Here is an 18,067-nt window from a genome sequence, read left to right as displayed (position 1 = left end):
CGGCGACACCGCCGGGCCGGAGCGCGTCACCGGGCGGCGAGTCGGTTACCTGACCGCATGACGCGGTTCGGGTTCCACGCCAGTCATGAGCAGATCGCGCCCGCCCAGCTGCTGGCCGACGTACGCCGGGCCGAGCAGGCGGGCTTCGAGATGGCGATGTGCTCCGACCACTTCTCGCCGTGGAGCCGCCGGCAGGGCCACGCGGCGTACGCCTGGTCCTGGCTGGGCGCGGCGCTGGCCACCACCGACCTGACGTTCGGTGTCGTCACGGCGCCCGGGCAGCGCTACCACCCGGCCGTGCTGGCGCAGAAGATCGCGACGCTGGGCTCGATGTTCCCGGGCCGGTTCTGGGCCGCGCTGGGGAGCGGCGAGGCCAGCAACGAGCACATCACCGGCGAGCGCTGGCCGCGCAAGGAGGTCCGCACCCGCAGGCTCGAGGAGTGCGTCGACGTCATCCGGCGGCTGCTGGCCGGTGAGGAGGTCAGCCACGACGGCCGCGTCACCGTCGACCGCGCCCGGCTCTGGGAGGTGCCCGACCCGCCGCCCCGGCTGATCGGGCCGGCGGTGTCGCTGGCGAGCGCGGCGCGCGTCGCGGCGTGGGCCGACGGCATGGTGACCGTCAACCAGGCGCCGGAGAAGCTGGCCGACCACGTGGCGGCGTACCGCGACGCCGGCGGCCGTGGGCCGCTCGCCCTCCAGGTCCACCTCTCGTGGGCGCCCACCGAGGCGGAGGCGGCGGCGACCGCGCACGAGCAGTGGCGCACCAACGTCTTCCCCGAGCCCGTCTGCTGGGACACCGAGACCGCCGAGGGGTTCGACGTCGTCGGCGAGCGCGTCACCGTCGAGCAGGTGCGCACCGTCGTCGACATCTCCGCCGACCTGGGCTGGCACCGCGACCGGCTGGCGGCGTACGCCGCGGCCGGCTTCGACGAGGTGTACCTGCACCACGTCGGCCAGTCGCAGGAGCGGTTCCTGGACACGTTCGGGGAGCACGTCCTCCCCCAGCTGAAGGAGGCGTGATGGCCAGGCACGTGAGCACCGGCGACCTGTGGTGGAAGAACGCGGTCATCTACTGCGTCGACGTCGAGACCTTCCGCGACTCCGACGGCGACGGCATCGGCGACCTGGCCGGGCTGACCGAGCGGATCGACTACCTCGCGGAGCTGGGGATCACCTGCCTGTGGCTGATGCCGTTCTACCCGACGCCCGACCGCGACGACGGGTACGACGTCACCGACCTGTTCGGCGTCGACAGCCGCCTCGGCACGCACGGTGACCTGGTCGAGCTGGTCCGGGCGGCCGGCGACCGCGGCATCCGGGTGATCGCGGACCTGGTCGTCAACCACACCTCCGACCAGCACCCGTGGTTCAAGGCGGCCCGGCGCTCCAAGGACAGCCCGTTCCGCGACTACTACGTCTGGCGCACCGACCCACCGCCGGACACCGCCGACAAGGTGGTCTTCCCCGACAAGGAGGACAGCATCTGGGCGCTCGACGAGCGCAGCGGCGAGTGGTACCTCCACCACTTCTACAGCCACCAGCCCGACCTGAACTTCGCCAACCCCGCGGTGCGCGACCAGATCGCGAAGTCGATCGGGTTCTGGCTGCAGCTCGGGCTGGCAGGCTTCCGTGTCGACGCCGTGCCGTTCCTCATCGCCGACCTCGACACGGCCTCCGACGACGTACCGGGTGACCCGCACGCCTACCTGAAGGCGCTGCGCGCGTTCCTCGGCCGGCGACGCGGCGACGCGATCCTCCTGGGCGAGGTGAACCTGCCCCACGCCGAGCAGCAGGCCTACTTCGGCGGCGACGGCGCGTCGGGAGGCGGTGGCGACGAGCTGTCGATGATGTTCGACTTCATCGGGATGGAGGCGCTCTACCTCTCGCTCGCCCGCCAGGACGCCGCGCCCGTGATGAAGGCGCTGCAGGCCCGGCCGGCCATCCACCCCGACTGCCAGTGGGCGACGTTCGTGCGCAACCACGACGAGCTCATCCTCGACAAGCTGAGCGAGGAGGAGCGGCAGGAGGTGTTCGCGGCGTTCGGCCCGGAGCCGGAGATGCAGATCTTCGGCCGCGGGCTCAAGCGCCGGCTGCCGCCGATGCTCGACGGCGACCCACGGCGGGTCCGGATGGTCTACAGCCTGCTGTTCAGCCTGCCCGGCACCCCGACGCTGTACTACGGCGAGGAGATCGGCATGGGCGAGGACCTCGAGGCCGAGGGCCGGATGGCGGTGCGGACACCGATGCAGTGGGAGCCCGGGCCCAACGGCGGCTTCTCCACCGCTCCACCGCGCAAGCTGGTGCAGCGGGTCGTGCCGGGCGGGTACGGCCCCGAACACGTCAACGTCGCCGACCAGCGGCGCGATCCCGACTCGCTGTGGCACTTCATGCGCGAGCTGATCCAGACCTACCGCGAGTGCCCCGAGCTGGGCTGGGGCGAGTTCTGCGTGCTGCAGCAGCCCGCCGCCCAGGTGCTGGCGCACCGATGCCGCTGGGACGGCGCGTCGATCGTGGCGGTCCACAACCTCTCCGCGGAGCCGGTGACCACCACCGTCCGCCTCGAGCCCGACGATCTCGACGGCGCCGACCGCGTGTGGCTCGAAGACCTCTTCGCCTTCGACTCCGTCCCGGTGTCCTCGGGCGCCTTCGAGCTGGCGCTGGCCGGCTACGACCACCGCTGGTTCCGCGTCCACCGCTCGACCGAACGGTCACCGTGACACCTGCGGCCGCTGCCCAAAAGGTCACCGTGACCCCTGGCAGGTCGAGTGACCCTTGCGGGGGGTCACTCGACCTGCGAAGAGTCACGGTGACCTCTTGGATGGCGGGGTGGCAGGGCTGCGGGGTGGCATGGGTCCGGAGTCCGGGTCCGACACCCGCTGGGTCGCGCCGGCCAGCCGGTCGAGCTGGCTCCGGTCTACGTGCTACTCGCTTCCGACGAGGGCAGCTACATCTCCGGCGCCCGGGTCGCGGTCACGGGTGGGCGCCCCATACTCTGAGGCGCCCCGGGCGGTCTGCTGGACCTCGGGCCGCTTGTGGTCGGGCCGGTGACGGCGTAGCGTCGAACGCACCGAGTCTTCTTCGCTCGTCGCAGTCAGTGGCGGCATTCCCGGTGCATCATCGACACGGGAGCCGCTCGGCAAAGACTCGGCTGCTCTCGGGGACGACCGGGTTGCCATGCCGTCGCAGTGCCCCTCCCCGCCGGACGACCGGCACCACGAGACCGTCGCTCCACGGCTCGCGGCCGCGCAGCTGCAGGTCGGCTTCTCCTGCCCGCAGCGGGACACCATCGTGGTGACGCCGCACGGCGAGGCGGATCTGGCCGTCGTGCCCGACCTGCAGCGAGCCGTCGGTGAGGCCATCGACACCGGCCACAGGCAGATCGTCGTCGACCTCGACCGGCTCACCTTCATGGACGCGACGACGCTGGGCGTCATCGTCCAGGCCCGGGCGGACGCCGCCGCCGCGGGCGGTGTCCTCACCGTGCGATGTCACTCCCGCCTGGGTCAGCTGCTGCTGCGGACCACCGGGCTGGGGTGCCTGCTCGAGCCGCCCTCCTAGCCCGCACCTGGCCGGGTGTCGAGCGTGAACCACACCGACTTCCCCACCTGCTGGACATCGACTCCCCAGCTGTGCGCGAGCGCCTCCACGAGCATCAGCCCGCGTCCTCGTACGGCGGTCTGGTCGACCGAGCGCACCACCGGCCGCTCCTGCGACGGGTCCGAGACGTCGATCCTCAGGTGCGCGTCGTCCCAGGTCAGGCGCACGCCCACCGGACCGGTGCTGTAGCGCACCGCATTGGTGACCAGCTCGCTGGTCAGCAGCAGCACGACGTCCCGGGACTCCCCGACGAGGCCCGGCAGCGACCGGGCGACCTCGCGGCGGGCGGTGCCGACGGTCCGCGGCTCGGCCGGGAACTGCCAGTCCGCCCGCCGCATCCGCATCCCCGCCCGCCTTGCTGTCGCCACCGCCATCCACGGCGTAGGGAGACCGGTAACCAACTCGCTGCAGAACTTTCCGGCCCGCCGGTCAGCGCACGCCCGGCTCCGACGGGCGGCGAGCTCCCTTGCCAGGCGCCTCGGGGGCGAGCAGGCTCGGCTGCCAGCGCCGCCACCGACCGAGGAGCCGCCCGATGTCCCGCACGAGGATCCACAACCTGTCCATCTCGCTCGACGGCTTCGCGACGGGCGAGCCGCAGTCGGCCGAGGCGCCGTTCGGGCACGCGGGCGAGCGCCTGCACGAGTGGATGTTCCGCACCCGCTTCTGGGACGCCGAGACCGGCGCGTCCGGCGTCGACGACGCCTTCGCCCGGCAGCACGGCGACAGCATCGGGGCCGAGATCATGGGCGCCCACAAGTTCGGCCCGCCCGGCTGGCAGGACGACCCGGACTGGACGGGGTGGTGGGGACCCAACCCGCCCTTCCATACGCCGACCTTCGTGCTGACCCACCGCCCCCGACCCGCGCTGGAGATGGCGGGCGGCACCACCTTCCACTTCCTCACCGCCACGCCGGCGGTGGCACTGGAGACGGCGCGGGAGGCGGCCGACGGGCTCGACGTCCGCATCGGCGGCGGGGCCAGCGTCGTCCGCGACTTCCTCGCCGAGGGCCTGGTCGACCTGATGCATCTCGTCCAGGTGCCGATCGTGCTCGGCCGGGGCGTCCGGATCTGGGACGGGCTCGAGGGCCTCGAGGCGGCGTACGACGTGGAGGCGGTGTCGTCCCCGAGCGGGGTCACCCACCTGACCTTCACCCGGCGCGCCGCCTCCTGACGCACCCGCCGCGGCCATCGGCCGCCCGGGGCGGATCTCAGCCGACATGGTGTACTCGGGCGTGACCTCGTCCGCTGCGGCTCCCTCGCCCCCGGCGATCCATCGTGTCCTCTCCTGCGGCTTCGCCGCCGTGAAGGGCACCACCCACGTGGCCCGCGCCGCCGTCGTCCTCGACGCACATGGCGCGGTCGGCGACCGCGAGCTGTGCGTGGTCGACGTAGCCGGGCGACGCGTGCTCAAGACCGTGCACCACCCTGCGCTGCTCGGCGTCGTGGCGGAGCGCGCGGACGACGCGTTGCGGCTGGTCATGCCGGATGGCGCGGTCGTCGGCGGACCGACACCGCCGACCGGCGAGCGGCTGACCTGCGACTACTGGGGCCGCCCGGCCGAGCTGGAGCTGCTGGACGGCCCGCACGCGGCGGCGCTGTCGGCGCTGCTCGGCCGGCCGGTGCGGCTGGCGGCCGCGCGGCGCGGGGTCGTCATCTTCGGCGGCGAGGGCATCACGATGGTCGGCACCGCCTCGCTGCGCGACCTCGGCGAGCGAGCCGGGCACCAGGGACTGGTGGAGCAGGCCGCTCGGTTCCGGGCGACCTTCGTGGTCGAAACCCGCACGCCTTACGAGGAGGAGGGCTGGCTCGGCCGCGAGGTCGCCGTCGGCGACGCCGTCGTACGGGTGGGCGTCGGCGTGCCGCGCTGCGCGATCATCGATCGGCACCCCGGCACGGGCGCGAAGGACGGCACCCTGCTCCGGACGCTGGTCGGCTACCGGCCGCGCAACGGCGCCGGCGAGCCCGTCTTCGGTGTCTACGCCCAGGTCGTGACCCCGGGCGTGGTCACCCCCGGCTGACCCCTCGTCCGAGCGGAGGGCGGCCGCTCACAGATCGACGGTGCCGTGGTCGGCGTCGAAGGTCTCGCCGGTCAGCTTCGCCTTCGCGAAGCTCACCAGCGAGGCGACCTTCCCGCCCGGCGTGTCCCAGTACTCCGCCTGCTCGACGTCGAGACGCAGCAGCACGGCGTTGGGATCCTCGGGACCCTCCGGCATCCAGGCGTCGGCGAAGGTGTTCCACAGCTCCTCGAGCTTCGCCTGGTCGTCGACGAGCTCGGCCCGGCCCGTGATCGCGACCCACGCGTCCCGCGAGGAGAAGGTCACCGAGACCTGCGGACTGGTGGCGAGGTCACGGACGTGCCGGGTGTCGCGGGCAGTGATGAACCACAGCTCCGCGGTGGGCTCCACCTCCTGGCGTGCCATCGGGAAGCTGTGCGGCCCCTGCGGGCCGTAGGTGGTCATCATGCCGATCGGCATGTCCTTCATCAGCGCGACGAGCTTCTTCCTGCCGTCGTCGCCGGCCTGGTTCTGCGTGGTGGTCATGAGCGCTCCTGTTTCACTTGCTGGTCCAGGAGGTCCAGGCCGTGACGACCGGCCTCGCCCTCCTGCTCGAGCCCGCTGCGGAAGTTGTCCAGCTTCTGCTCGCCGGCGGGGAACGGCGGCAGCAGGGGTACGTCGGCGTCCACGACCGCCTCGATGACGAAGGGCCGGTCGGCCCTCAGCGCCTGCTCCCAGGCGTCGTCGAGGGCGTCCGGGGCGTCGACCCGGACCCCGCCGAGACCGAGCAGCCCGGCGTACTCCGCGTAGGGGAAGTCCGGGAGCGCCTGGCTGTCGGCGAACCGCGGCTCGCCCTCCATCTCCCGCTGCTCCCAGGTGACCTCGGCGAGGTCGCCGTTGTGCAGCACCAGCACGGCGAAGCGCGGGTCGGCCCAGTCGCGCCAGAGCCGCGAGACGGTGATGAGCTCGGCGAGGCCGTTCATCTGCATGGCGCCGTCCCCGCACAGCGCGATGAGCGGGCGGTCGGGGTGGGCGAGCTTGGCGGCGACGCCGTACGGGACGCCGGACCCCATGGTCGCCAACGTCGAGGACAGGTGCGCGGGGACGCCGGCCGGGAGCGTGAGGTGGCGGGCGTACCAGTAGACGACCGAGCCGACGTCGAGGCTGACCTGCGCGTCGCGCGGCAGGTGCGGGGTCAGCGAGCGCACGACCAGCTCGGGGTTGAGCGGGTCGGCGGCGATCTCGCTGCGCTGCCGGGCGAGCTCGCGCCACTGCCGCACCTGCTGCTCCACCTCGCCACGCCAGGCCGATGCCGAGCGGTCGGGCAGCAACGGCAGCAGCGCCCTCAGGCTCTCGGCGGCGTCACCGGTCAGGCCGACCTCGACCGGGTAGCGGTTGCCGAGGTGGCGGCCGTCGAGGTCGATCTGTACGGCGCGAGCCTGACCCGGAGCGGGGTAGAACTCGCTCCACGGGTCGTTGCTGCCGACGATCAGCAGGGTGTCGCAGTGCTCCATCAGCCAGGCCGAGGCGCTGGTGCCGAGGTGGCCCATCACGCCGCAGCTGACCGGCAGCGTCTCGTCCCAGAACGGCTTGCCCAGCAGGCTCGTCGTCACGCCGGCGCCGAGCCGGTCCACCACGGCCCGCAGCTGGTCACCGGCGTCGCGGACGCCCTGGCCCGCCAGCACGGCGACCCGCTCGCCGGAGCCCAGCACCTCGGCGGCCTGCTGCAGGTCCTCCTCGCGGGGCCGGACGTGCGGCCGGCGCCACTCCGCCGCGGTCGCCATCGCCCCGTGCTCGTGGCTCGGCCCGTCCGGCGCCGGGAGCTTCTGCACGTCGTGGGGGACGATCACGACGCAGGGCGAGCGGGTCGCGAGCGCCGTACGGAAGGCGCGGTCGACGGCCATCGCGGCCTGCTCGGCGGTGAGGACGGTGTGGACGAACTGGGCGGCGACGTCCTTGAAGAGCGTCTGGAGGTCGATCTCCTGCTGGTACTCCGAGCCGAGCGCCGTGCGCTGCTGCTGTCCGACGATCGCGACCACCGGGACGTGGTCGAGCTTGGCGTCGTAGAGGCCGTTGAGCAGATGGACCGCGCCCGGTCCCTGCGTGCTCGTCATGACGCCCACCTGGCCGGTGTACTTCGCGTGGCCGACCGCCATCAGCGCGGCACTCTCCTCGTGCCGGGCCTGCACCAGCTCGACCTCGCCGCTGCGCCGCAACGCGCCCATGAAGCTGTTGATGCCGTCGCCGGAGTAGCCGAAGATTCGCCCGACACCCCAGGCGCGCAGCCGCTCGACGATCAGGTCGGCGACGAGTCGGTCGGCCATGGCTCCTCCGTATCGGTCGACGTGCCGGCTCCGGCACCGCTCGCCGGTACCCACCGCTTCGTCGGTCGAGCAGTCGTGGTCGGTCCAGCAGCGAAGGCCGCCAGGCCTGAGCGTGTCGAGACCACCGCAACCCACGCACCCGCTCGGGCGGCGGAATGCCGCGGATTCGCCCCCGTTTGGCAGGCTGGGGGCATGTCGACCGTCGGATCCGAGCCCGTCGCCGGCCGCTACACCCTGGTGCGCGAGGTCGGTCGCGGCGGCATGGGAGCGGTCTGGCTCGCGCGCGACGAGCTGCTCGGCCGCGACGTCGCGCTGAAGCGGCTCGGCGAGGTGAACCCCGCCGACACCACCGCGCTGGCACGCGCCGAGCGGGAGGCCCAGCTCGCCGCACGGCTGACGCACCCGAACGTGGTCACCGTCTTCGACCTGGCGGTCGACGGCGAGGTGCGCTGGCTGGTGATGGAGTACGTCGAGGGCCGGACCCTGGCCCAGCTCGCCCGCGAGCGCGGCGGACTGCCGCCCGACCAGGTCGCCGTCGTGATCGGCCAGGCGGCCGAGGCGCTGCGCGAGGCGCACGCGGCCGGCATCGTGCACCGCGACGTGAAGCCGTCGAATCTCATCGTCGGCAACGACGGCGTCACCAAGCTGACCGACTTCGGCATCGCCCGCGGAGTCACCGACGCCACCCTGACCGGCACCGGCGTGGTGACCGGCTCGCCGGCCTACCTCGCACCCGAGGTGGCGGCCGGCGGCAGCGCCACCCCGGCGAGCGACCTGTGGTCGCTCGGCGGAACGGTCTACCAGGCACTCACCGGGCGGCCGCCGTACGACTTCGGCGACAACGTGGTCGCCGGCCTCCTCACGATCGTGCGCACCCCACCGCCGCGGCTGCCGGACGCCGGCGTGCTCGGAACGGTGATCGCCGCGACGATGGTGCACGACCCTGCCCAGCGGTGGACGGCGGAGCAGGTGTGCGCCTACCTCGGTGGCGAGCCGGCGACGGCGCTGCCTCCCGTGCCGGCCGTCACCGCCGGGATGGCGGTCGACCACGCCGACCCGGTCGGCGAGCGCACGCCGCAGCTGACCACGCAGCGGGTGGTCCGGACGAGCCGGCCACCGCTGCGGCGCGGGCTGTGGCTCTGGCCGGCGCTCGGGGCGCTGCTCGTGGCGGTGATGCTGGCCGCCTGGCTGCTGGGCCGGGCCCTCTCCTCGCCCGACGAGGCGAGCGACCCCGGCACGAGCGCTCCACCGACCCCGGCGACCTCCTCCCCCACGACCAGCGGCCCCAGCGCGGAGTCCATGCGGGCGTTCGTGACCGACTACCTCGCGACGGTGACCAGGGATCCGGAGGCCGCCTTCGCGCGGCTGACCCCGCAGTTCCAGCAGGAGTCCGGCGGGTTCGACGACTACCGGGCGTTCTGGGCGCCGATCCGCTCGGCGACGCCCAGCGAGATCGATGCCGACCCGGAGGCCATGACGGTCTCCTACCGCGTCGACTACGAAGGCCCGAACAACCGGCCCGACGACGACCGGGTGCGCCTGCAGCTGGTCTGGGAGAACGGGCGCTACCTCATCGCCGGCGAGCCGAAGTAGGCCCGCGGCACGCCGACGGGAGCCGAATCTGGTGAATCTCTACTTATCAAGTAGTCTTTGGTGGTGACCATCGCAGCCCGCCCCGCCGTCACCGCTCCCCGCACCTCCGCCGCCCACCGCGTCGCCGTCGTCGGCGGTGGCGCCAGCGGCGTGCTCACCGCGATCAACCTGCTGGCGCGCATCGACGCGCCGCTGGAGGTCGTGGTCCACGAGACCAGCGGCATCGTGGGACGCGGCATCGCGTACGGCACCAACGACCAGCGCCACCTGCTCAACGTCCGCGCCCAACACATGAGCGCGTTGCCGGACACCCCCTCCGACCTGCTCGACTGGGCGCTGCGCACCGGCCGCAGCGACGACCCGCAGGGCTTCCTGCCACGGGCCGACTACGCGATCTACCTGCAGGACCGCCTGATGGACGTCGCCGACGACCGGCTCCGGATCCAGGCCGGCCGGGTGCTCGACCTGGTGCCGGGCGAGGACGGGTTCACGGTCGTCACCGAACGCACGCGCTCGGTCGCCGACTCGGTCGTCCTCTGCCTCGGCAACCAGCCACCGGCACCGCTGACCGTGGCTGACGAGCCGTTGACGGAGGCGCCCTGGCACCTGGCGAACCCGTGGGACCTCGGCCGGCTCCGCACCCTCCCGAGCGACGCCCGGGTCGTGATCGTCGGCACCGGCCTCACGGCCGTCGACACCGCGATCACCCTGCTCGAGGAAGGACCGAGGCGGCACGTCACCATGCTGAGCCGGCACGGCCTTCTCCCCCGTCCCCATCGCGGTCAGCAGCACACCGCCTGGGTCACCAAGGTGCCCGACGGCCCCCTGACCGCCGACGTCCTCGTCGACGCGGTCCGCTCCGAGCTCGCCGCCGCGCGCCGGCAGGGCGTCGACTGGCGCGCCGTCGTCGACGGGCTGCGACCCATCACCCAGGACATCTGGCGCCGGCTGCCGCTGGAGGAGCGACGACGCTTTCTGTCGACCTATGCCCGGGAGTGGGAGGTACGCCGGCACCGGATGGCACCCGAGGTGGCGCTGCGCTTGGAGGGCTACCGACTGGACGGCCGCCTCAGCGTCCGCGCCGGCACGCTGCACGCCGTCACCTCCCTCGGGGACCGGGCGGCCGTGGTGACCGCACCCGCCGGGCCGTCGTACGAGGTGGACGCGGTCGTCAACTGCACCGGCCCGCGCACCGACCTGCGCGAGACCACCGATCCTCTGCTGCGCTCGCTCCACGCGCGCGGCCTCGCCACCCCCGACCCGCTCGCTCTCGGCCTCGACACCACCCCGGACGGGCTGCTCGTCGGCGCCGACGGCTCGCCGGTCGACGGGCTGTTCACCGTCGGCCCCGCCCGCAAGGGCACGCTCTGGGAGGCCACCGCCATCCCCGAGATCCGTGGCCAAGCAGCCCAGGTCGCCACCGTCGTGGCTGCCCGCGCCCTCCGTTGACCCCCGGGTTCCCGAGCGTCGAAACCCGGCTTTCCGAGGGTCAAAACCCCCGGGTTCCCGAGGGTCAAAACCCGGGTTCCCGAGGGCCGAGACCCGGGTTTCGGAGGGTCGCCCGATCCGAGACTCAACACACGGGAACCCGAGACTCGACCCACGGGAACCCGAGACTCGACACACATCAACTCGAGACTCAACGCACGGGAACCCGAGACTCAACGAGGTGGGGCCAGGTGGACGAGGACGCCGCCGTCCTCCTGGCGGACCTCGAGGAGCCGCAGGTCGGTCTCGGCGGCCAGCGTCTCGACCTGGGAGCGATCCCCGAGCTGCAGCAGCAGGCTGCCACCGGCGACCAGGTGCCGACGGGCGACGGCGAGGCACTCGCGGGCGACATCGAGGCCGTCCGGGCCGCCGTCGATCGCGGCCACCGGGTCGTCGGGGTGGTCACCGGTCCGGCCGCTGCGCACCCACGGCGGGTCGGCGATCACCAGGGCGAACCGCTCCGGCGGCGCCAGCGCCTCCTCCAACGCGCCGTGCCGGACCTCGACGAGATCGTCGAGCCCGTTGGCCCTCGCGTTGCGACGGGCGAGCTCGCACGCCTGCGCCGAGACGTCGACACACACCAGCGGACACGGTTGGCGGGCGATGGCCAGCAGGCCGATGTGCCCCACGCCCGCGCACAGCTCCAGCAGCCGCCCGTCCGGCCCGCCTGCGACGAGCTCCGCCGCCCACTCCGACTGGCGGACGGTCCAGGGCCGGGGCCGCAGCACGCTGTCGTCGTACTCGATGCGCAGACCGCCGAAGCCGGTCTCCTCCACGGCGATCACGCCTGCTCGTTACCCCGCGGCGCCGTGCCCTACTCGCGCGGCGGGCCGGGCGTCAGCCCTGGGCGCGGACCTTGAGCGCGCTCCACCGCGGGAACCGCTGCCGCAGCACCGAGCCGCTCGGCGCGCCGTCGTTCTCCTTGGCCCACGCGGTGTAGCCGGCGAAGCTGCCGGGACCCGAGCGGAGGTACTCCCGCACGAACCCGACCATGTCCTCGTCCGTCCACCGACTGCTGGTCGACCTCGTGGCGTTCGTCGTGACCCCCGCCCGCTCGCACGCCTCCGTCCACGAGCCGAGCCGCCGGATCACGAGCGCCGGCGAGGCGGCGTCGTCACGACCGCGCTGCCAGGCGTCGTACGCCGTGGCCGTCAGCGGCTCGCCCAGCTCGGCGGCGGCCGCGGCGACGGCGGCGAGGAGCTGTTGGTCGGAGTACTCGGGACTGCGCACGGACCCGACGCTAGCGGTCGCGGACGGGTACCGCTTGCGCGGAGGGAAGTGAGAGATGTGAGGAGACCGATGCTGGCGCGGCACCACCCACGGGTGCTGCTCGCGCTCAAGGCGGCCGGCGCGGCGGCGCTGGCGTGGCTGCTGGTGCAGCCGGCGGGCGGCTTCGTGGACGACTATCCGTACTACGCGCCGCTCGGTGCCGCGGTGGCGATGTCGACGACGGTCGTGACGTCGGTGCGCACGGCCGGCCAGGCGGTGGCCGCGATCGCGGTCGGCGCCGTGGTCGCGGTGGCCGCGCGGCTGCTGCTGGTCGGACCGTTGCCGACGCCGGCGGGCGGCGTGGCGGCCGTCGCGCTCGTGGTCGGGCTCGGCACGCTGCTGGCAGGCTGGCCCCGGTTCGGCTCGATGGGCAGCTGGGTGCCGGTCGCCGCCCTGTTCGTGCTCATCCTGGGCGGGCAGGACCCCTGGCCCTACGTCGTGGCGTACGCCGGCCTGGTCGGTGTCGGCGGCCTGGTGGGCGTGCTGGTCAACGCGGCGTTCCCGCAGCTGCCGCTGACGCCGGCCACGCGCGCGCAGGACGAGCTGCGTGACGCCTTGGCCGACCAGCTGGACCGGCTCGCGGTCGGGCTCGAGGCCGAGGAGCCGCTCTCGGAGGACGAGTGGCTCACGGTGACCGCCAGCCTGGATCCGCAGCTGCGGCGGGTGGAGGAGCTGGTCGGCCTGGCACTCGAGGCGCAGCGGGGCAACTGGCGGGCGAAGCGCTGGGCCGACGACGCCGCCCGGCAGCACCGCCGCGCGCGGGCGCTGCAGCAGCTGACGGCGTCGGTGGAGGACGTCGTCGCCCTGGTGTCGGATCCTCGCAGCCCGGTGCACGCCGACGACGAGGACGCGCGAGCGCTCCGGTGCGCGGTCGCGGCCGCCCTGTCGCGCACGGCCGACATGCTGCGCACGAGCGGCGCCGACGTGGATCCGACGACCGCCCGGGCGTCGTACGAGCTGGCGGGCATCGCCGTGCGCCAGCTCAAGCGCGAGGTCGTGCGCATCGCCCTGGCACCGCCGATCGTGCTGGGCGACCGCGGCCTGGCGGCCGCCGCCATCGCGGTCGGCCTGGAGCGGACGGTGCTCGCCTGGCGCTGATCGATCGACACCATTGCGATATTGATCGTTTATCGATAGGTTCCTCTCGTCCTTCGATCTAAGGAGCCTCCATGGGCCAACTCGCCGTGCTCGCCCTCCGCGCCGTCATCGTGGTCGGTCTCGCCGTGTCGCTGTTCGTCGACGTCGTGGTGCTGCCGGCGGTGTGGCGCGACTTCGACGAGGCAGACGCTCCCTCCTGGGCACAGCTCACCGTGGTGGCGCTGGCGGCGCTGCTGATCCTCACGATCCAGGTCACCGCCGTCTGCGTGTGGCGGCTGCTGACGATGGTCCGGCGGGGCACGGTGTTCTCGCACGCCGCCTTCCGGTACGTCGACATCGTCTTCGGCGCGCTGATCGTCGCGGCGCTGTGCGTCTTCGGGTTCGCCGTGGCGCTGGCGCCGGGCGACGCCGCGCCGGGGATCGTGCTCATCGTCTGCGGTGTCTCGCTCGCCGTCGGCGGCGTCGCGCTGATCGTGCTGGTGCTGCGGATGTTGCTACTCCAGGCCGTGGCCACGACCACCGAGGCGCAGCAGCTGCGCGACGAGCTCGACGAGGTGATCTGAGTGCCGATCGTCGTCGACATCGACGTGATGCTCGCCAAGCGGAAGATGGCCGTCGGCACGCTCGCCGAGAGGGTCGGGATCACGCCTGCCAACCTCGCCGTCCTCAAGAACGGGCGCGCCAAGGCGGTCCGCTTCACCACCCTGGAGGCGCTGTGCGAGGTGCTGGAGTGCCAGCCCGGCGACCTGCTGCGCTGGGAGCCGGACGGCGAGGAGCCCCGCGCACACGTCTGACCGGGGGCGCGCCGTACCCAGCGTGACCGGGCCCCGTGCGGGCACTGGCAGGGGAACCCCCGAAAGGAGTCCCCCATGACCTACCGAGTCGGCTACTTCATCGGCAGCCTCTCCTCCCACTCGATCAACCGCACGCTCAGCAAGGCCCTGCTCCGCGTCGCACCGCACGACATGGAGTTCACCGAGATCCCGATCGGCGACCTGCCGCTCTACAGCCCGGACTTCGACGCGGACTACCCGCCGCAGGGCCGGGCGCTGAAGGAGGCCATCGCGGCCTCCGACGCGGTGCTGTTCGTCAGCCCGGAGTACAACCGCTCCATCCCCGGCGCCCTGAAGAACGCCATCGACTGGGCGTCGCGGCCGTGGGGCGAGAACTCCTTCGACCACATGCCGGCCGCGGTCATCGGCGCGAGCATCGGTCAGATCGGCACCGCCGTCGGCCAGCAGAGCCTGCGCGCGGTGCTGAGCTTCTGCAACGCCCGGCAGATGACGGCGCCGGAGGCCTACATCCATCTCACCCCCGGGCTCATCACCGAGCAGGGCGAGGTCACCGACCAGTCCACCGAGGCCTTCCTGCGCAGCTTCATGGAGGAGTTCCGCACCCACGTCGCGCGCGTGCTGACGGTGATCCCCCGGTCCTGAGGTCCGGCGACGTCCCCCATCTGGGGGACGTCGCCGGGAGGACCCCCGTGGCCGGCGGTCCGTCCGATACCAAGGCCCCATGCGCTGCAGCATCGACGGCGAGGTGCCGGACGCCGAGATCGAGCACCATCCGCGGTGGGGCGCGGTGCACCGCAGCGAGGCCGGGTGGCACACCGTCACCGGGACGCTGCTGACCGGCGCCTACCCCCACCTCGCCGCCTCGACCGGGCCGACGCCGTTGCATCCTGCCGAGGCTCCCCCGGAGCGCGAGGTCCCGCTCCAGCCGCCCGCCCCCTCGCCCGGCGACTGACATGGCGGAGCCGCCACCGTTCCCCGGACCGACCAACGCCCCCGGACTGCCCGCGGACCTTCCCGCCCAGGAGGCGCCGGCGGCTGCCCGGGCGAGGTACGAGAAGGTGCTGGAGGCCTGGCTCGAGGCCTGGAAGCAGTCCACCCAGTACACGACCCAGTACGCCACACAGCGCACCGCCGCCCAGACCGCACGCGAGGATGCGGAGCGCGCGGCGGAGACGGCGCTGCTGAAGGCGACGCACGACGCGTACGTCGCCACCACCCAGAGCTCGCTGGACCGTGCCCTCACCCGGATGAACGTCGTGACCGCCTCGGCGGGCGCCATCACGACCGTCTACACCGGCCTGCTCGCGCTCGTGTACGCCGCCGAGCCGGGCAAGGGCGAGCCACTGAGCGCCGTCGCGCTGGTCCCGGCCCTGTTCCTCGGCCTCTCGCTACTGCTGGTGACCGTCTACGCCGCCCTGTTCCGGCGTACGACGGGCCGGCTGACGCTGCTCCCGACCGGGATCGGCGGCCAGGTCGCCGAGGAGCGGCTGACGACGTTCCTGTCCTGGTGCTTCGGCGGCATCTGGGCGCGGGCGTGGGCGCTGCACGCCGGGATCGTCAGCCTGGGCGTCGGCCTGGTGACCCTGCCGCTGCCGTTCGTGGACGTCCCGGAGTGGCTGGAGTGGCTCGCCGTCGCCGCCGGCGTCGTGGCGGTCGCCGGCACGGCGGTGGTCAGCGCCGGGCTGCTGCGGCGCGTGCGTCGCTGACCGACGCTCGGGTCAGGAGCCGACGGCCTCGCGACGCGCTCGCGGCACCTTCGTGATCAGCGTCAGGGCCACCGAGACCAGCGCGATGATGCCGATCGTGGTGTAGCCGAGGGTGTAGTTCGGGTCGCCGTCGCCGAGCAGGGCGGAGATCACGATCGGGCCGATGACGCCGCCGAGGCTCCAGCCGATGAGCATCAGGCCGTAGATCGCGCCGGCGTACCGCACGCCGAAGTAGTCGCCCGCCGTGGCCGGCATGGTGCCGAAGCCGCCGCCGTAGCAGAGGTAGACCACCGCGGCGAGCGCCAGCCACAGCGCCTGGTTCTCCGCGTGCGGGAGCAGCAGCAGGCACCCGCCCTGCAGGGCGAGCATCGCGGCGAAGGCAGGCATCCGGCCGATCCGGTCCGAGGCGGCCGCCCACACGATCCGGCCGGCGCCGTTGAAGATCGCCAGGATGCCGACGACCGTGGCCGCGCCGGCGGCGGTGTAGTCGGCGATGCCCTCGGCGCTCGCGGCGGCCTGCGAGATCAGCGCGATGCCGGCGGTGACGTTGAGGGTGAGGATCGCGGTGAGGAGGTACCACTGCGGGGTGCGCAGCGCCGCCTTCTCGGTGTACTCCTCCGCCGCCGGCTCGGTCGTGGTCGCCGTCGTCCGCTCGTGACCCGGGACGACGTAGTCCGAGGGCGGGTTGCGGAAGATCGAGGCACCCGCGAGCGACATCACGAGGTAGGCGATCCCGAGCCAGAGGAACGCCTTCGAGGGCTGCGCCTCGTCCTGGTCGATGAGCCAGCGGGCGACCGGCGAGGTGAGCACCGCGCCGAACCCGAAGCCGCCGACCGCGAGGCCGGTGATCAGGCCCTTCTTGTCCGGGAACCACTTCTGGAGCATCGCGATCGGCACGATGTAGGCCACGCCCAGGCCGAAGCCGCTGATTACGCCGTAGCCCGCGATGAGCAGCCACAGGTCCTCGGAGCCGCGCGTCATCGACGCCAGCACGATGCCGATCGCGTAGATCACGCCACCGGCCAGCGCGACCACTCGGGGCCCGCGCCGGTCCTGGATCCGGCCGCCGACGTAGCTGCCGACGAAGATCATGCCGATCGTCACGGTGAACGGCAGCGAGGCCTCCACCTTGGACAGCTGCCACGGCTCGGCGTCCTGGTAGGCCTTGGCGAAGACCGACCAGGCGTAGACCGCGCCGATCGAGAACTGCAGCAGCAGGCCGCCGGCGACCAGCAGCCACCGGTTGACCCCGCCGGTGGCCGAGCCCGCGGTCTGGTTGTCGGTGTGCGTCATCGATGGCTCCTTCGCTTCAGTCGCGGTAGCGCACCGGGCCCTCCCGCTCCAGGCGCTCCCGCTGCGGTACGACGGTGTACTTCGGATCCTTCGCCGACGCGATGCCGGCCTCGAACACACCGAACCGGGTGCACGCGGACCCGGCCAGCAGCGCGGCGCCCGACATCGCGGCCACGGCCCGGCTGCGGCCGGCGAGCAGCGTGCCGGCGGCGCCGACCGCTGTCAGCACCTTCGCCGCCCGCATCAACCGACCGGCCCGGCCGTGGTGCAGCGGCTCGGCGGTCACGCCCATCGAGCGCTCCATCCGGTGCTCCATGGTGAGCTCCAGCAGCGCGCCGGCGGCCGCCATCCGGCGTACCGGCGCGGTCTCCGCGGTCGGTGCCGCGAGCAGGCCGAGCCCGGCCGCGGCCGCGCTGGCCGAGCCGACGAACACGAACGGCAGCTCCTGGTAGGCGGCGTGCCACGACGGCGTCGCGGTGTCGGAGAGCAGCACGGCGGTGTAGGAGGCGACCGCCGGCGCGACGACGGCGGCGAGCACGCCGGCCGGCCGGTCGGCGTACGGCAGGAGGTCCAGTGGACGGTGCAGCACGCGAGGCACCCAGCGACGCGGCACCATCCGGCCGACCTCGGCGGCGGTGGCGGCGCCGGCGAAGGCGCCGTACGCGGAGAGGATCCAGGTGCCCATCGACATCGGCGAGGTCGGCTTGGCGACCCGCAGCATGTTGTAGAACCGGCTCGGCGTGCCGAGGTCGTGCACCAGCGCGACCATCGAGAAGCCGAGCGCGCCGAGCGACACGAACCGGCCCGAGCGGCGCATCGCCGGGCGACCGGTCAGGTCAGCGCCGGCGGCGAGGATCGAGGAGCCGGCGGCGAGCCCGCCGGCGAAGAGGTACGCCGGGATGTCGGCCTCC

20 protein-coding genes and 1 pseudogene are annotated in these 18,067 nt (G+C 73.2%); 14 read left to right on the top strand and 7 right to left on the bottom strand.

Annotated elements, in window-relative coordinates; translation table 11 throughout:
• Window positions 1-57 precede the first annotated feature (57 nt).
• The 4 genes and pseudogenes from VGE38_RS01715 to VGE38_RS01700 all read left to right on the top strand — a co-directional run bounded on the left by VGE38_RS01715 (window position 58) and on the right by VGE38_RS01700 (window position 3,558).
• Window positions 58-1,020, top strand: coding sequence for a TIGR03885 family FMN-dependent LLM class oxidoreductase (locus tag VGE38_RS01715; RefSeq protein ID WP_331140800.1), 963 nt, complete (start codon window positions 58-60; stop codon window positions 1,018-1,020).
• A complete protein-coding gene (locus VGE38_RS01710; RefSeq protein ID WP_331140799.1) occupies window positions 1,020-2,717 on the top strand; it encodes an alpha-amylase family protein in 1,698 nt (565 codons plus the stop codon). Before VGE38_RS01715 ends, VGE38_RS01710 begins: the two co-directional genes overlap by 1 nt.
• A 153-nt stretch (window positions 2,718-2,870) precedes the next feature.
• A pseudogene (locus VGE38_RS17525) lies at window positions 2,871-2,996 on the top strand (SDR family oxidoreductase); the annotation flags it as partial.
• Between the two features lie 178 nt (window positions 2,997-3,174).
• On the top strand, window positions 3,175-3,558 hold the full coding sequence (locus tag VGE38_RS01700; RefSeq protein WP_331140798.1) for an STAS domain-containing protein: 384 nt from the start codon (window positions 3,175-3,177) through the stop codon (window positions 3,556-3,558).
• Here the strand turns inward: VGE38_RS01700 and VGE38_RS01695 are convergent.
• Window positions 3,555-3,941, bottom strand: coding sequence for an ATP-binding protein (locus VGE38_RS01695; RefSeq protein ID WP_331140797.1), 387 nt, complete (start codon window positions 3,939-3,941; stop codon window positions 3,555-3,557). The two genes, VGE38_RS01700 and VGE38_RS01695, sit on opposite strands and share 4 nt — an antisense overlap.
• Before the next feature lie 188 nt (window positions 3,942-4,129).
• Between VGE38_RS01695 and VGE38_RS01690 the strand changes: the two genes are divergently transcribed.
• A complete protein-coding gene (locus VGE38_RS01690) occupies window positions 4,130-4,768 on the top strand; it encodes a dihydrofolate reductase family protein (RefSeq protein ID WP_331140796.1) in 639 nt (212 codons plus the stop codon).
• Between the two features lie 61 nt (window positions 4,769-4,829).
• Window positions 4,830-5,615, top strand: a complete 786-nt coding sequence (locus VGE38_RS01685; RefSeq protein WP_331140795.1) for an MOSC domain-containing protein — start codon at window positions 4,830-4,832, stop codon at window positions 5,613-5,615.
• Window positions 5,616-5,642: 27 nt separating this feature from the next.
• Here VGE38_RS01685 and VGE38_RS01680 read toward each other — a convergent pair whose 3' ends face one another.
• The gene (locus tag VGE38_RS01680; RefSeq protein WP_331140794.1) at window positions 5,643-6,137 is read right to left on the bottom strand and encodes a pyridoxamine 5'-phosphate oxidase family protein; all 495 of its coding nucleotides are present in this window, start codon (window positions 6,135-6,137) and stop codon (window positions 5,643-5,645) included.
• A complete protein-coding gene (locus tag VGE38_RS01675) occupies window positions 6,134-7,915 on the bottom strand; it encodes a thiamine pyrophosphate-requiring protein (protein WP_331140793.1) in 1,782 nt (593 codons plus the stop codon). The genes VGE38_RS01680 and VGE38_RS01675 overlap by 4 nt, the downstream gene beginning before the upstream one ends.
• Before the next feature lie 192 nt (window positions 7,916-8,107).
• Here VGE38_RS01675 and VGE38_RS01670 point away from each other — a divergent pair, with 192 nt between their 5' ends.
• Together VGE38_RS01670 and VGE38_RS01665 are read left to right on the top strand one after the other, a co-directional pair.
• Window positions 8,108-9,508, top strand: coding sequence for a serine/threonine-protein kinase (locus tag VGE38_RS01670; RefSeq protein WP_331140792.1), 1,401 nt, complete (start codon window positions 8,108-8,110; stop codon window positions 9,506-9,508).
• A gap of 63 nt (window positions 9,509-9,571) precedes the next feature.
• Window positions 9,572-10,957: an FAD/NAD(P)-binding protein gene (locus VGE38_RS01665; RefSeq protein ID WP_331140791.1), complete on the top strand. Its 1,386-nt coding sequence runs from the start codon at window positions 9,572-9,574 to the stop codon at window positions 10,955-10,957.
• Between the two features lie 212 nt (window positions 10,958-11,169).
• On the opposite strand, the gene VGE38_RS01660 is transcribed toward VGE38_RS01665, so the two are convergent.
• Window positions 11,170-11,781, bottom strand: coding sequence for a methyltransferase (locus tag VGE38_RS01660; protein ID WP_331140790.1), 612 nt, complete (start codon window positions 11,779-11,781; stop codon window positions 11,170-11,172).
• A gap of 52 nt (window positions 11,782-11,833) precedes the next feature.
• On the bottom strand, window positions 11,834-12,226 hold the full coding sequence (locus VGE38_RS01655; protein WP_331140789.1) for a homing endonuclease associated repeat-containing protein: 393 nt from the start codon (window positions 12,224-12,226) through the stop codon (window positions 11,834-11,836).
• Window positions 12,227-12,295: 69 nt separating this feature from the next.
• On the opposite strand from VGE38_RS01655, the gene VGE38_RS01650 reads away from it, so the two are divergent.
• The 6 genes from VGE38_RS01650 to VGE38_RS01625 all read left to right on the top strand — a co-directional run bounded on the left by VGE38_RS01650 (window position 12,296) and on the right by VGE38_RS01625 (window position 15,863).
• Window positions 12,296-13,363 (top strand): aromatic acid exporter family protein, encoded by a 1,068-nt coding sequence (locus tag VGE38_RS01650; protein WP_331140788.1) that lies wholly within the window; start codon window positions 12,296-12,298, stop codon window positions 13,361-13,363.
• A gap of 71 nt (window positions 13,364-13,434) precedes the next feature.
• Window positions 13,435-13,926: a DUF2975 domain-containing protein gene (locus tag VGE38_RS01645; RefSeq protein WP_331140787.1), complete on the top strand. Its 492-nt coding sequence runs from the start codon at window positions 13,435-13,437 to the stop codon at window positions 13,924-13,926.
• The gene (locus VGE38_RS01640) at window positions 13,927-14,157 is read left to right on the top strand and encodes a helix-turn-helix domain-containing protein (RefSeq protein WP_331140786.1); all 231 of its coding nucleotides are present in this window, start codon (window positions 13,927-13,929) and stop codon (window positions 14,155-14,157) included.
• A 75-nt stretch (window positions 14,158-14,232) separates the two neighbouring features.
• Window positions 14,233-14,799, top strand: coding sequence for an NADPH-dependent FMN reductase (locus VGE38_RS01635; RefSeq protein ID WP_331140785.1), 567 nt, complete (start codon window positions 14,233-14,235; stop codon window positions 14,797-14,799).
• A gap of 79 nt (window positions 14,800-14,878) precedes the next feature.
• Window positions 14,879-15,109 (top strand): hypothetical protein, encoded by a 231-nt coding sequence (locus VGE38_RS01630; protein ID WP_331140784.1) that lies wholly within the window; start codon window positions 14,879-14,881, stop codon window positions 15,107-15,109.
• A 1-nt stretch (window position 15,110) separates the two neighbouring features.
• Complete coding sequence (locus VGE38_RS01625; protein WP_331140783.1) at window positions 15,111-15,863, top strand: hypothetical protein; 753 nt, start codon at window positions 15,111-15,113, stop codon at window positions 15,861-15,863.
• A gap of 12 nt (window positions 15,864-15,875) precedes the next feature.
• Here the strand turns inward: VGE38_RS01625 and VGE38_RS01620 are convergent, their stop codons facing one another.
• The gene (locus VGE38_RS01620; protein WP_331140782.1) at window positions 15,876-17,156 is read right to left on the bottom strand and encodes an L-lactate MFS transporter; all 1,281 of its coding nucleotides are present in this window, start codon (window positions 17,154-17,156) and stop codon (window positions 15,876-15,878) included.
• A 16-nt stretch (window positions 17,157-17,172) separates the two neighbouring features.
• Window positions 17,173-18,067, bottom strand: an 895-nt coding sequence (gene nrfD / locus VGE38_RS01615; protein WP_331140781.1) for an NrfD/PsrC family molybdoenzyme membrane anchor subunit, incomplete at its 5' end; no start/stop codon positions are given.

It is taken from the genome of Nocardioides sp. (assembly GCF_036405735.1).
GTDB lineage: Bacteria > Actinomycetota > Actinomycetes > Propionibacteriales > Nocardioidaceae > Nocardioides.
This window is presented reverse-complemented; position numbering and strand designations above follow the sequence as displayed.

What these genes read in the sequence shown, in the direction of transcription:
- VGE38_RS01670 (WP_331140792.1), top strand. Translation starts at nt 8,108, where the DNA reads ATGTCGACCGTCGGATCCGAGCCCGTCGCCGGCCGCTACACCCTGGTG.
- VGE38_RS01650 (WP_331140788.1), top strand. Translation starts at nt 12,296, where the DNA reads ATGCTGGCGCGGCACCACCCACGGGTGCTGCTCGCGCTCAAGGCGGCC.
- VGE38_RS01680 (WP_331140794.1), bottom strand. Translation starts at nt 6,137, where the DNA reads ATGACCACCACGCAGAACCAGGCCGGCGACGACGGCAGGAAGAAGCTC.
- VGE38_RS01635 (WP_331140785.1), top strand. Translation starts at nt 14,233, where the DNA reads ATGACCTACCGAGTCGGCTACTTCATCGGCAGCCTCTCCTCCCACTCG.
- VGE38_RS01710 (WP_331140799.1), top strand. Translation starts at nt 1,020, where the DNA reads ATGGCCAGGCACGTGAGCACCGGCGACCTGTGGTGGAAGAACGCGGTC.
- VGE38_RS01630 (WP_331140784.1), top strand. Translation starts at nt 14,879, where the DNA reads ATGCGCTGCAGCATCGACGGCGAGGTGCCGGACGCCGAGATCGAGCAC.
- VGE38_RS01645 (WP_331140787.1), top strand. Translation starts at nt 13,435, where the DNA reads ATGGGCCAACTCGCCGTGCTCGCCCTCCGCGCCGTCATCGTGGTCGGT.
- VGE38_RS01675 (WP_331140793.1), bottom strand. Translation starts at nt 7,915, where the DNA reads ATGGCCGACCGACTCGTCGCCGACCTGATCGTCGAGCGGCTGCGCGCC.
- VGE38_RS01690 (WP_331140796.1), top strand. Translation starts at nt 4,130, where the DNA reads ATGTCCCGCACGAGGATCCACAACCTGTCCATCTCGCTCGACGGCTTC.
- VGE38_RS01695 (WP_331140797.1), bottom strand. Translation starts at nt 3,941, where the DNA reads ATGCGGATGCGGCGGGCGGACTGGCAGTTCCCGGCCGAGCCGCGGACC.
- VGE38_RS01625 (WP_331140783.1), top strand. Translation starts at nt 15,111, where the DNA reads ATGGCGGAGCCGCCACCGTTCCCCGGACCGACCAACGCCCCCGGACTG.
- VGE38_RS01715 (WP_331140800.1), top strand. Translation starts at nt 58, where the DNA reads ATGACGCGGTTCGGGTTCCACGCCAGTCATGAGCAGATCGCGCCCGCC.
- VGE38_RS01700 (WP_331140798.1), top strand. Translation starts at nt 3,175, where the DNA reads ATGCCGTCGCAGTGCCCCTCCCCGCCGGACGACCGGCACCACGAGACC.
- VGE38_RS01620 (WP_331140782.1), bottom strand. Translation starts at nt 17,156, where the DNA reads ATGACGCACACCGACAACCAGACCGCGGGCTCGGCCACCGGCGGGGTC.